Genomic DNA, 12,248 nt, shown 5'->3' with positions numbered 1-12,248 from the left:
GCCTCGGCGCATGCGCGCCAGGATGAGGCGATCGCCGCTTTCCAGCGTTCGATCGAGCTCAAGCGAAAGGTATTGAGCGTGCAGCCGGCCAACGACAGCGTGGCAGTCGAGCTGGCCGACAGCCTTTCCTGGGTCGGCACCAATTACCAGAATCGTGGCCGGCTGGCGGATGCGGGCGATTACTACCGACAAGAGTTCGAGGCGCTGAGCCACGCGCGCATCGCCGATCCCAGCGCTGCCTTGTGGCGATACCGCGAAGCCCTTGCGCTCAGCCATATCGCCGGTCTCGCGGTGTTGACGGGCGACTTCGTCACGGCGCGAAGTCACTACCAGGATGCGCACGCCATACTCGCCAATCTGGTCGAGAAGCAAGCCGATAGCCGCACCTGGCAGCACAGTCTGGCGGTGGCGAATATCGAGCAAGGCGGACTCCATCTGCTTATGCGCGAGTCTGATCTGGCCACGCCGCTGCTGACCGAAGCGATTTCGTCGCTGGAACATTTGCTCAAGCAAGACGCCACGGTGACCGACTGGCAATTGCATCTGGCCCTGGCGCATCGCTATCTGGCGATGGCCCTGGCGCAACACGGACAAACCGGCGTTGCGCGGCGCGAGGCGGTTGCTGCCGTCGCCATGGTCGAGCAGTTGCAGGCCAAGCTTGGCGCCAATCCGGTCAATCGCGGGGCGCTTGCCCAGTCATTGATTGCGCTGGGCGAAGTGGAGCAGGTCAGCGGCGCGGGCGATGCGGCGGCACGTGCGTGGCAGCACGCCGCCGACGTGCTTGCCGATCTTGTCGCCGACAGCAGCGATCCGCGAATTCTCGAGCCTTGGGTGCATGTCCTGATCAGTCTGCATCGTGACGATCAGGCAGCGCCTTTTATCCATCGGCTGAAGTCGCTGGGTTACCGACAGCCGATCAATCCACCGTTGCTTTATCAACCAGGAAGGAGTTCGTCGAAATGAAAGAACAGGCACAAGAGAGCGGTTTCACCAATAGCATCACCCTCGGGGATGTCTATATCCCCGTCATGGTCAGGATTACTCATGTGGGGGTGGGAGGTAATGCGGGTTCGGGCGTCTATCAGTACACCTGCTATCCGGAAGTGGTCCATGTGACGCAGAGCCGCACCATCATCGGCTACCAATTGTCTCCAGATAGCCCGGCGGAGCTCGGATTTACCGGCTTGTACTCGTCCGATTCGCTGTATCGGCCGCAACTGCTGCAGATCGGCCCGACGGTAGGGCGTTATATCCAGGTGATGCATCTCAACCAGGAAGCTTTCCTGATCAATGTGGCCTTGCAGATCCAGGACACGCAGAAGCTGGTCATGCTCAGCGTCGACCCCCAGGTGACAAACGAGCCCAATCCGGCTTAAGCGACAGCCTTGCTTATCGGCGCCGGGGATGCCCGGTGCAATGATCCCTCGCCCTGCTTTGGGCGCTTTGATCCGGGCGGCGGCGAGGGTTCATGTCGGGCTTTTCGAGCTGGCTTAAGCCGCTTGCGAGGCCGGCATGGCTGCCAAAGGGGATGGCCGGAGCCAGCGCTGACCTGCGGGCATGGGTCAAGTGACTGTTTTATATGGCCTCCTGGGCGTCGTTCCGGGTCAATGGGGTGACGCCGCGCGATGCGGCCCAGACAATCGCTTGTGTGACATGTGGCGATCATCCAAGCACTTGAAACCCTCCATTCGCTCCCCCACTAGCTTGTGCAGGTCGCAGGAATCGGCTCCTCTCGCACTTGCAGGGGATTTTTGCGTCGCTAGAATTAGCACTCACCAACCCTGAGTGCTAACAAAGCGTCTAAGATGCCGCTCCGGGTCTCAACTTTTTCCAATCACCTCAATCCATTGCTGGAGCTAATCATGAGCAAACTGCGTCCGCTGCACGATCGCGTCATCGTCAAGCGCCTGGAAGAGGAGCGTGTCTCCGCCGGCGGTATCGTTATTCCCGATAGCGCCACCGAGAAGCCGACTCGCGGCAAGGTCATCGCAGCTGGCAACGGCCTGATCCTGGCTGGTGGCACCCTCCGTCCGATGGGCGTGAAGGAAGGCGACACTGTGCTGTTCGGCAAATACGCCGGCCAGGAAATCAAGATCGACGGCGAAGAGCTGGTCTTCCTGAAAGAAGACGACATCGTTGCGATCATCGAAGGCTGAGTAGCCGGGCCGCAGGGGGCAGTGGAATAGGGCACCGCGTGATGCAACCGCGCACCGCAATCCACTTACCCCGGCCCTTGCTCTGACCGTCTCATCTTCTATTCCCAAATTCTCAGAGATTAAAAATCATGGCAGCTAAAGAAGTACGCTTCGGCGAAGACGCCCGCTCGCGCATCCTCAAAGGTGTGAACACCCTGGCCAATGCGGTCAAGGTCACGCTGGGCCCGAAGGGCCGCAACGTCGTGCTCGAGAAGAGCTTCGGCGCGCCGACGATCACCAAGGACGGCGTGTCCGTCGCCAAAGAGATCGAGCTGGCTGACAAGTACGAGAACCTCGGCGCGCAGATCGTCAAGGAAGCCGCTTCCAAGACGTCCGACGTCGCTGGCGACGGCACCACCACCGCGACCGTGCTGGCTCAGGCGTTCATCCAGGAAGGCCTCAAGGCTGTTGCCGCCGGCATCAACCCGATGGATCTGAAGCGCGGCATCGACAAGGCCGTCATCGCTGCCGTCGGCGAGCTGAAGAAGCTCTCCAATCCGACCGCTGACGACAAGGCGATTGCCCAGGTCGGTACCATTTCGGCCAACTCCGACACCAACATCGGCGACATCATCGCCACCGCGATGAAGAAGGTCGGCAAAGAAGGCGTGATCACGGTTGAAGAAGGTTCGGGCCTCGAGAACGAACTCGACGTGGTCGAAGGCATGCAGTTCGATCGCGGCTACCTGTCGCCGTACTTCATCAACAACCAGCAGTCGCAGCAGGTTGAATTGGATGACCCATTCATCCTGATCCACGACAAGAAAGTTTCCAACGTCCGTGAGCTGCTGCCGGTGCTGGAAGCCGTCGCCAAGGCCGGTAAGCCGTTGCTGATCGTCGCCGAAGAAGTCGAAGGCGAAGCGCTGGCTACCCTGGTGGTCAACACCATCCGCGGCATCGTCAAGGTTGCTGCCGTGAAGGCGCCGGGCTTCGGCGACCGTCGCAAGGCGATCCTGGAAGACATCGCGATCCTGACCAATGGCCAGGTGATTTCCGAAGAAGTGGGCCTGGCCCTCGAGAAGGCGACCATCGCCGACCTCGGCCGCGCCAAGCGCGTTGTCATCACCAAGGAAAACACCACCATCATCGACGGTGCCGGCGAAGCCGAGCGCATCCAGTCGCGCATCGGCCAGATCAAGGCGCAGATCGAAGAGACCTCTTCGGACTACGACCGCGAGAAGCTGCAAGAGCGCGTGGCCAAGCTGGCTGGCGGCGTTGCCGTCATCAAGGTGGGCGCTGCGACCGAAGTTGAGATGAAAGAGAAGAAAGCCCGCGTTGAAGATGCTCTGCACGCTACCCGTGCAGCCGTCGAAGAAGGCGTGGTGCCGGGCGGTGGCGTGGCGTTGATCCGCTCGCTGAAGGCTGTCGAAGGCCTGAAGGGCGACAACACCGACCAGGACCTGGGCATTGCCATCACCCGTCGTGCATTGGAAGCGCCGCTGCGCGCTATCGTTGCCAACGCTGGCGATGAGCCGTCCGTGATCCTCAACAAGGTCAAGGAAGGCAGCGGCAACTTCGGCTACAACGCTGCCACCGGCGAGTTCGGCGACATGGTTGCCCTGGGCATCCTGGATCCGACCAAGGTGACCCGCACGGCCCTGCAGCACGCTGCATCGGTGGCTGGCTTGCTGATCACCAGCGAAGCGCTGGTGGTTGAGCTGCCGAAGAAAGACGACGGCCATGCTCATGGCGGTGGTCAGGGTGGCATGGGCGGCATGGGCGGTATGGACTTCTAAGTCCTGCTTTCCACGTAGCACTTTAAGAAGACCCCGCCTTGTGCGGGGTTTTCTTTTTGCGTGGCTGCCATTTTGTAGCGAATGCCCCAAGACAACTTGGGGTGTATATCACAAGAATCTCTAGATAAATTAATGATTTGTGCGTCATTTCGTCTGACGGCGCTTGACCTGCTTAGATTGGGAGTGGTCGCTATGTCCGACGCGATTGGGAGGAAGCGCCGGGTAAGTTTTTTTAATTTACCGAGCCCCGATGGCGACAGAGCTCATCTGGGCACGGGGATTTATGAGGACGTATTTGTGCGCAACGTGAGTGCTCTCCGCATAGTTTGCTTCTTTAACCATGCGACAAATGCTTACGTGCATTCCTTTGCGACCTTTAGCCGAGCGCACTTTCATAAGAGCAAAAACGACCTGGTGTGCGATTACGATAGCCCCTTCGAGAGAATTGGCGGCCCGCTGTGGTTGGTCGGAATGGCCGATCGCCTGATCTCCGTGGATGGTCTGCATACCCCCTGAACCGTCCCCGCCAGAGGACGGTTATTGGATTAGAGCAGTTCTGGAGCAACAGCCCCGGCGAGCCACTTCCTTGCAGGCACTCTCTGAGCTATCGAAGATTGAATCCCTAGAAAGGGACGCTGGCTATCCAGGCTCTTTTTCAGGGAACATTGGAGGTCGTAGAGGCGCTAAGGCGGGGGCAAGTCGGAGCAGTCGCATGTCCACTTGTCAGCTTGATATCAACTGGCACAATGGGCTTATTAGGTTCATGGGGCGGTCGACCGACGGATCGATGGCAAGCCAGTCGAGGCTTTCGAACTGGTCCTGGCCCATGGCTGTCGAAGGAATTTTCCTGCTGCGAGAACTGGGCTTCGTCGACGTCTCAGTGGAAAAGCATGGATCTGCCCTGCTCCACGCGCAGGATACCGTTACCGGAGTGCTGGCCAAGCGCCGAGTATAACGCCCTACCCTTTGAACCTGAAGTCAGAAGCCTGCATACTCACACTTTTAACGTTCCACAAGAAAAACAGCCACTTAAACCATTTTGACGGGGCTTCATGTGAACACCTTAGAACGGGATTTAAGATGGCCTGCCTTCCATGACTATGGGCAACGGCAAATGGCTTTTTTCTCCCAATCTGTAATCAGGTCATAACCCGTCGATGGCAACACCGAAGTTCGTTTCTCTGTTTGCAGGTTGTGGCGGTATGGACCTTGGCTTCGTGCAAGCCGGGTTCGAGCCAGTAGCTGCCTTTGATAATTGGAATGCAGCGGTCGAAAACTATAGAGACAACATCGGCGACCATGCCGAGGTTTGGGATCTGTCGACTGCGCGGCTACCCTCAAATATTAGAAAGTGCGACGTCGTGATCGCGGGTTCACCTTGTCAGGGATTCTCAACTGCCGGGAAGCGAAAAATAGATGACCCACGGAACAAACTATTGGATGCGGCGATAAAAACATCCATCGATTTGGACCCGAAAGTCATCGTTCTGGAGAATGTGCTTGGGCTCCTCTCCGGTGAACATCGCATCTATTGGGACGATGCTTGCAAGAAATTAAAGGCCGCTGGTTACAAGACTGTCACGCAAGTGGTTGATGCGCGAGACTGTGGCATACCGCAGACCCGTCGCCGGGTCATTGTCCTTGCATGGAAGACAAAGAAAGACCCACATCCAATCGGTGCATCGGAAGAGAGGGTCACGCTTGCTTCCGTGTTGAGCAATATCCGAGGCACCAACAATCATCATCCTTCATTGTTGAAGAAGGATTCTGACGAGCATCGAATCGCTCAGAGAATTGCGCAAGGTCAGAAGCTCTGTGATGTGCGCGGTGGTACCAACGCCGTACACACTTGGGATATTCCGGAAGTTTTTGGCAAGACAACAGAACGCGAAAAGAGCGTGCTGTTGGAAATCATGCAAATTCGGCGGCGCGTGAGGTCACGTGATTTTGGTGATGCTGATCCCGTCAGTACAGACCTTTTGATTGGTGCGATAGGAAAGACGGCCATTCGTGACATCAATAGCCTGGTGAAAAAAGGTTACTTGAAGATGGTCAAGGATAATGTGGACCTAAAGCATGCATTCAATGGAAAGTACCGACGACTTAAAAGCAATGGCGACTCCTTCACCGTCGATACGAAATTTGGAGATCCTCGCTACTTTTTGCACCCTAGTCATCACCGGGGGTTCACGGTGAGGGAGGCTGCCAGAATTCAAGGCTTTCCGGACAACTATGTCTTTAATGGTCTGACTAAGGACCAGTACAAAATGGTTGGCAATGCTGTGCCGCCGCCGATGGGATGGATGATCGCAAAGGCCGTAAGAGAAGTTCTCTGAAAGGAGTTTGGTGTGTCGACACAAATCGACGTCTGGAACTTAAGTCAAAAGTACTCGAGACATTCAATATATTTGCGTGGTCTGTACGAGTCGTTGGCTATCCAACTCTACAATCAGTATGAGCCGACTCGTCATCACTCCAACAGAGTATCCAGAAATTTCTTGAATCGGCTCGATGATTGGCTTGGTTGCTTCGATAAAGAATCTCATAAGTGGGCGGCGTTCAGATCGCTTGAATATCTATTTTTTGCAGGCCAGAGCGAATTTGACGAGTTGTATCGTCATGTGACCGAGAACGTCATCAAACGATGGTTGGTCGACATTGCGAACATCGACATATTTTCCCGAGGTTATTCGAGGCAGCTTGATCAAGAACTGACAGGCTGCTGGTTATGCCCGGCCACTGATAGCCTTCGTATCAATGGTTTTCTACACATCTCCGGCTTAACAGGTAAGTCTCCCCGGCCAGACTGGATGAGTCTCGCAGAGTTTGGTAGCAAAGAAAAAATTCAAAAATTTGTGCAGAAAGAGAAGATAAGTTCGCTTGTCATTTTGGAAGATTTTGTTGGGTCTGGAGGACAGTTCGTTGAGGCATTGAAATTCGCTGCATCCGTTTTTTCAGGCCCAATACTTGCAGTTCCCTTGATTGTTTGCGCACCCGGTAACACAAAGATTTTATCGGCGATCAAGACTCATAAGCTTAAGAACGTCAGATATGAGCCGGGGTTGATCGTCAGCGAGACTTGTTTGATTCAAAAGAAACCGGTTCAAGGTCAGCCTAAGTTGTTTGAAGAGCTTAGGTCGGCAATGAAAGTAGGGTACAAAAAGATAGCTCGTCCGATGGATGGAGAGGAGTATGGATGGAAGGGGACAGGAAGTTTGGTCGTCCTCTATAGCAACTGTCCAAACAATACGCCACCGATGTATCACGCGAGTGGTATTGCTTGGAAACCGATCTTTCCTCGGCGCGCTAGGGTGTAAGGCAAATGGAACGTCACGACAACCCATTCCACGATCTGTGGCTGACTGAGATTCTGAATCCGAGTGAATTTGTTCAGATGTTCAGTCCATTCGTTGTTAAAAACATGGATGAGCTTTTTGGGACCACCAACGTCGTAGTCCGTGGTACTCAAGGCAGCGGAAAGAGCATGCTGCTCAACTTGCTTAGTACCACCACTCGGATTGCTTATGAAAGAAGTAGTGGGGAGAAATATCCTTGGGCTGGTAATGGGACGACGTTCATAGCGGCTGGAATACACCTTATCAGGGACAATGCAAAAATTGTTGCGTCGAGGCTTTCTGAAATTCCCGAGGATAGGCGTGAGAACTGGGCCGCCGCCACCTTCGCCGATTACGTAAATTATGTGCTTGTCCAAGATATGCTCTTCAACGTCACACTCTTGGCGAAAGAGCAGGCTAAGGACGGGTGCCTGAAAAGCCAGATTGAAATCAAGCTCAGTGATGACAATGAACGAAACTTCGTCGAGAAGCTTTCGAGTTCAAACGCACTGTTTGGATATTTTTCCAAATGTAAGTCGTTGGATGATGTGTCAAAACGTGTGTCCGAACGTCTTCAAGCATATCGGCGATACTTTAATTTTCATCACGATAAATTGGATAAGGATGTAGACCAAACAAAGACTGTCATCGGTGAGCCGATGATTGTGTTGGCAGAGGCGCTACGTGATACAGGAATTATTCCATCCAAGACCTTGTTCTTCTTACGTATAGATCAGCATGAAGAACTTTATGCGTTGGAAAGGACATCACGATATGGAGACATCTTTAGGAAGGTCATAAACGGCCTGCTTGCACTGCGTGATAGCAGAGTCTCCTATCGGGTCGGAACAAGGTACTACGCTTGGAGTGAAGAGGTTGGCATATGGGGTAGTGGTGCCGCGCTTGAGCATATGCGTGACTACATTTACATCAACTTGGAAGAAGTGTTTCGACGCCCGGAAAATAAAAGGGTCGGAACACCTTTTGACAATTTTGCAGAAGATGTCTTTCGTAGGAGACTCAAAGCAAGCAGTTTTGAGTTGACCGAAGAGCAGATGGCTCGGCCATTGGAGACGGTCTTCGGATCATCTCTTCCTGCTCGTGAACGTGCATCGCGTTACGGAAAGCCCGAGAAGCCTCTCCTAAAAATTCCCAAGGACTGGGATCCCAAATGGAAGGTCGAGTTAGAGGCGCTTTGGAGGAAGGGGGATTTCCTTCAAGCAAAACTGGGTGGGGTCTGGCTTCGTCAAGAACTTCAGCAAAAAAAGAACTTTCATAGGAATCGAGATCTGGTTGCTGGATATCCGTGGATGGAGCATGCGGCTAGGTATTGGGTCAAGGAACGCAACGAAGCCGCATTGATTCAGATGGCGGGAGCCGCTATCCAAGCCTTAGTGTGGTGCGGGAAGCAAAACATCATAGATTTGGCCGGATCTAATATCTTGTCGTTTATGTCCATATGCAGAGCGATATGGAGTGCGTGGCTTAGGAATGTTTCTGATAAAGATTTGGCGGAGTTAGAGGGGCCTCCATCGATTTGGATTGAAGAACAGATCATCGGTATAAACGAGGCCAGCAAAATTTGGTTTGATAAGTTAAGAGAAGGTCTTGACGGAGACCGACGAACTGCCTTCATCAGTGCGCTAGGTTCTTGGTTCGCGAAATCAATAAGAGAGGACCGTGCTCTATCCAATCCAGGGCACAACGGCTTTTCACTTCTCAGAAGTGATTTGGAGAGCCAGTCCGATATTGTGCAGATAATTAAGAATTCTCTAGACCATGGGGACCTGATCGAGTCGGACCACACGACAAAAATGAAGGATCAGAAGCCACGGAAAAAGTGGTATTTGCATCCGTTATTGTGTCCGTATTTTCGAATTCCCTATGTCAGGACAAAGGAGCCGATTTACACAAGCGTTGAAGAGCTGGAACAACGGTTTCGCGGTGCGCGGTCGGAAGAGGATAAGGGCATGCTTAAGGTCAAGAAGAGGATTACAAAAAAGAAGTCGTCTAACTCGAAGCAGACACAGCTTTTCTAAAGGAGCTAGGAAATGGCTCAGGTGAGACCTTGGGGGACTGCAAGCTGGTTATTTCCTAAGATAGGTATGCGGTCTTGGGACATAGTTGGGTGCGCCTCGTTTGAGGAGAGATGCATAGCTTTGCCCGAATGGTTTGCAGCCCAGAAAATGAAGATGAACAGGGCGGCAATTTTTCGCGTTGCAGATCCTCCCAATAGGTTCACTGAGGAAATTGAGGGCTTAACGGACGATAGAGAAAAGAGGATTTCTCAAGCACTGCCGCGGGCAGAGGTGATCAGGTCCGAATTGTTGGCTGAGGTGGGTTCTTGGAACGACGCAATCAACCACGCGTTACCTAACTGTCAATCCGTTATTCTGGATGTGACTGCATTGCCAAAGCGTGTGTTCCTATTTCTGTTGGCTCGTCTTCTTGCTAAAGAGACGCTGAAGGACCTGATCGTTTGTTACGCAAGGGCTGGAACGTATCCGGAAGGTCCGCTGTGTCAGGATTTCAATCCCATTGAAGCCATCCCTTCATACTCAAGGATTTCGTCCAAAAAAGCGGAGACGCTGGTGGTTGGCGTGGGTTATGTTGGATTTGATATCGATGAGCTGATTAAACAAGTCCAGCCTCCTCACTTGAATTTTCTGTTTCCGTTTCCTCCTGGATCTCCTGCAGCCCGTCGAAATTGGGGGTTGTTGCGGAAGTTGATACCGAGTGGATTAGCATCTCCAATCATTCAACGAATCCATGCAATGGACATGTTCGCCGCGTATGACTGGCTATGTAGTCTAGGTGGAGACGTCGATAATTGCGTCGATATGATTGCGCTTGGCCCAAAGCCCCATTCCATTGCTATGGGCATGGCATATCGAAAATTGGGAGACAATGCGCAGATTCTCTACGCGCAACCCAGAACGTACCGGCCAGATTATTCTGTTGGGATCGGCCGAAATGTCAACGGTGAGGTGGAAATATTTGCCTACTGTTTAAGGCGAAATGGCGTGAACTACCTTTGATATCGAGGCAGAGCAAGAGCGCGTCTTGGACTGACTAGTAGTCGTCGAAACGGCTTCGATCTGTGCGATAGAACGCAAGGTCCTTTTGATCTTTTGTTGCCGATGCCACCGGGCAGGCGGCGTATCCAGCCGGCATGCGTACGATGTTTGCTTTGCCCATGAAAAAACCCCGGGAGTTGCCTCCCGGGGTTTTGGCTTACAGCGTGAGCTGAAGCGTACGGCTTATAGCCTAGGCTTAGTTGCCAGCGGCCGGAGCTTCGGCCGGAGCAGCTGCGTCGGTAGCGGCGGCTTTCTTGGCCTTGTGAGTCTTGTGAGCCTTGGCCTTGTGAGCCGGCTTGGTGGCAGCAGCGTCGCTCGCCGGGGCGGCGGCCGAATCTGCAGACTTCATGGCATCGGATTTCATCGCGTCGTGAGCGGCCGGAGCAGCGGCAGCGGTCGGAGCGGCAGCCGGGGTGGTGCTCTGCTGCGCAAAGGCCGGAACGGTCAGGATGGAAGCGGCGACGACGAAAGCGGCAAGCATGGTCTTACGCATGGGACAAACTCCAGAGAGTGAGGATGCCAGGACATCGGTGTCCGTGGCTGGGGTGAAAGTTAGAGGTCAGCTGCCTACTGATTGCTGAACAAAACAGACCTAGGACAAATTTCTTTAACGGATAGACAGCTCACTGAATCCGCGCTTGTCGACAACGTAAAACTGGTGTGGGGATCTCTTGATTCTCGGCGCAAGCACACTGCAGCGCGATGACAGGTCGATGACCAAGCAGATGACGATCTCGACACAGGCAAGGGTGCGTGTCGTGCGGGCGATTGCTTTGCTGCGATTGCACAATGCTTGGAGCAGAAAGACTCGAAGCTATTGATGCACGCCCGCTGCCGCTGCTGCGCCGGGATGCGGGTCCTCAGTGGCTATGCCGTTTTCCTGCGGCAGCAACCCGGTTTTCGGCAATAAGGCATCGAGCTTGCCCTTGAGTCGTAGCAGGGCAACGTTGGCCATGGCGCTGTCGAGATGCCGCTCGGGCGTATCTTCAGCAGCTGCTGTGGCGCCGGGTGCATGAGTCAACGTCGCCAGCTGCGGTGCCAGCACCTGGGTCAACGCAAAATAGGCATCGTCATGAATGCCCGCCTGTTCGAGCAACTTGCCGGGCAGCATCCAGGAAGCGAGATCCAGCTGTTCTGCCTGACCTGGGTTGCGTGGATTGACCAGCAGCCAGGTGCCGGCCTGGCTAAGCATGTCTTTGCCATCGACGAAGCCCGCCGTGTTGTAGGTGCCGCCCAGCGCCGGCAGGTGATCGCCGTAAAACAGCAACAGGGTCGGTCGCTCGCGCTTGGCTAATTGATCAGCCAGGCGGCCAAGCTCCTGATCGGCATGACCGATGTGGTAGAGGTAATTTTGCAGTTCGAGTTTGTCTTTGCCGGTGACACCTTGCGGCACTGGAATCGCGTCGCGCTCGGCGGTGTCGATGCCTGGGCTGCTGTCGTAGGGGCCGTGCGCCTCGATGCTGATGGCAAACAGAAACTGTGGTGGCCCGGCGTTCTTCAATTGCGCCAGGATTTCGTTAGTCATCGCGTGGTCGGACATGTACTGCCCGTCGTTGGCGGCATCGTGCGGAAACGCCGACTTCGATACGAAGCGATCGAAGCCGATCGCCTTGAACGCGGTGTGGCGATTCCAGAACGAAGGGTCGTTGCCATGCAAGGCCATCGTTGCGTAGCCATGCGCGCGTAGCGTGCGCACCATGCCGGGTACCACTTTGCTGTTCATTTGCAAATACGGAAATTGCAAATCATCGAAATAGCGCAGCGACAAACCGGTAAGCACTTCGAATTCAGTGCGAATCGTGCCGCCGCCGAACGTCGGCACGTGCAGCGGGCCGCTGCTGCCTTCGGCCGCCAGGCGGCGCAGATTGGGCAGGAAGTCGCTATGTTCGTAACCCTTGAGAATGC

The 12,248-nt window shown here is 54.4% G+C and carries 11 protein-coding genes and 1 pseudogene; 10 read left to right on the top strand and 2 right to left on the bottom strand.

Annotation, left to right across the window (positions count from 1 at the left end; genetic code table 11):
* From OUZ52_RS20420 to OUZ52_RS20375, 10 genes and pseudogenes are all read left to right on the top strand, one after another.
* Positions 1–963 (top strand): annotated as a pseudogene (locus OUZ52_RS20420) (hypothetical protein); the annotation flags it as partial.
* Positions 960–1,376 carry a hypothetical protein gene (locus OUZ52_RS20415; protein ID WP_266160400.1) on the top strand — a complete coding sequence of 139 codons (417 nt, stop codon included), beginning with the start codon at positions 960–962 and terminating at the stop codon, positions 1,374–1,376. The pseudogene OUZ52_RS20420 and the gene OUZ52_RS20415, both read left to right, overlap by 4 nt.
* Before the next feature lie 486 nt (positions 1,377–1,862).
* Entirely contained in the window at positions 1,863–2,156 is a 294-nt protein-coding gene (locus OUZ52_RS20410) for a co-chaperone GroES (RefSeq protein WP_114845312.1), read from the top strand.
* 128 nt (positions 2,157–2,284) lie between these two features.
* Positions 2,285–3,931 carry a chaperonin GroEL gene (groL, locus tag OUZ52_RS20405; RefSeq protein ID WP_266160399.1) on the top strand — a complete coding sequence of 549 codons (1,647 nt, stop codon included), beginning with the start codon at positions 2,285–2,287 and terminating at the stop codon, positions 3,929–3,931.
* A gap of 192 nt (positions 3,932–4,123) precedes the next feature.
* Positions 4,124–4,447, top strand: coding sequence for a hypothetical protein (locus OUZ52_RS20400; RefSeq protein WP_266160398.1), 324 nt, complete (start codon positions 4,124–4,126; stop codon positions 4,445–4,447).
* Between the two features lie 196 nt (positions 4,448–4,643).
* On the top strand, positions 4,644–4,886 hold the full coding sequence (locus OUZ52_RS20395; protein WP_266160397.1) for a hypothetical protein: 243 nt from the start codon (positions 4,644–4,646) through the stop codon (positions 4,884–4,886).
* A gap of 202 nt (positions 4,887–5,088) precedes the next feature.
* Positions 5,089–6,267 (top strand): DNA cytosine methyltransferase, encoded by a 1,179-nt coding sequence (locus tag OUZ52_RS20390; protein ID WP_266160396.1) that lies wholly within the window; start codon positions 5,089–5,091, stop codon positions 6,265–6,267.
* Positions 6,268–6,279: 12 nt separating this feature from the next.
* Positions 6,280–7,248 carry a phosphoribosyltransferase-like protein gene (locus OUZ52_RS20385; RefSeq protein WP_266160395.1) on the top strand — a complete coding sequence of 323 codons (969 nt, stop codon included), beginning with the start codon at positions 6,280–6,282 and terminating at the stop codon, positions 7,246–7,248.
* Positions 7,249–7,253: 5 nt separating this feature from the next.
* Positions 7,254–9,305 carry an ORC-CDC6 family AAA ATPase gene (locus OUZ52_RS20380; protein WP_266160394.1) on the top strand — a complete coding sequence of 684 codons (2,052 nt, stop codon included), beginning with the start codon at positions 7,254–7,256 and terminating at the stop codon, positions 9,303–9,305.
* Between the two features lie 120 nt (positions 9,306–9,425).
* Complete coding sequence (locus tag OUZ52_RS20375) at positions 9,426–10,304, top strand: hypothetical protein (RefSeq protein WP_266160393.1); 879 nt, start codon at positions 9,426–9,428, stop codon at positions 10,302–10,304.
* Positions 10,305–10,539: 235 nt separating this feature from the next.
* On the opposite strand, the gene OUZ52_RS20370 is transcribed toward OUZ52_RS20375, so the two are convergent.
* Positions 10,540–10,836, bottom strand: coding sequence for a hypothetical protein (locus OUZ52_RS20370; protein ID WP_266160392.1), 297 nt, complete (start codon positions 10,834–10,836; stop codon positions 10,540–10,542).
* 321 nt (positions 10,837–11,157) lie between these two features.
* Positions 11,158–12,248, bottom strand: a 1,091-nt coding sequence (locus tag OUZ52_RS20365; protein WP_266160391.1) for an LTA synthase family protein, incomplete at its 5' end; no start/stop codon positions are given.

The sequence above is a fragment of the Dyella silvatica genome, assembly GCF_026283955.1.
GTDB classification, from domain to species: Bacteria; Pseudomonadota; Gammaproteobacteria; order Xanthomonadales; family Rhodanobacteraceae; genus Dyella_C; species Dyella_C silvatica.
Note: the sequence above shows the minus strand (reverse complement) of the source record. Positions and strands in the feature narration are given on the sequence as shown.

Excerpts from the sequence above, each read along its gene's own strand:
- groL (WP_266160399.1), top strand. The coding sequence starts at position 2,285 with ATGGCAGCTAAAGAAGTACGCTTCGGCGAAGACGCCCGCTCGCGCATC.
- OUZ52_RS20410 (WP_114845312.1), top strand. The coding sequence starts at position 1,863 with ATGAGCAAACTGCGTCCGCTGCACGATCGCGTCATCGTCAAGCGCCTG.
- OUZ52_RS20390 (WP_266160396.1), top strand. The coding sequence starts at position 5,089 with ATGGCAACACCGAAGTTCGTTTCTCTGTTTGCAGGTTGTGGCGGTATG.
- OUZ52_RS20415 (WP_266160400.1), top strand. The coding sequence starts at position 960 with ATGAAAGAACAGGCACAAGAGAGCGGTTTCACCAATAGCATCACCCTC.
- OUZ52_RS20400 (WP_266160398.1), top strand. The coding sequence starts at position 4,124 with ATGTCCGACGCGATTGGGAGGAAGCGCCGGGTAAGTTTTTTTAATTTA.
- OUZ52_RS20370 (WP_266160392.1), bottom strand. The coding sequence starts at position 10,836 with ATGCGTAAGACCATGCTTGCCGCTTTCGTCGTCGCCGCTTCCATCCTG.
- OUZ52_RS20380 (WP_266160394.1), top strand. The coding sequence starts at position 7,254 with ATGGAACGTCACGACAACCCATTCCACGATCTGTGGCTGACTGAGATT.
- OUZ52_RS20395 (WP_266160397.1), top strand. The coding sequence starts at position 4,644 with ATGTCCACTTGTCAGCTTGATATCAACTGGCACAATGGGCTTATTAGG.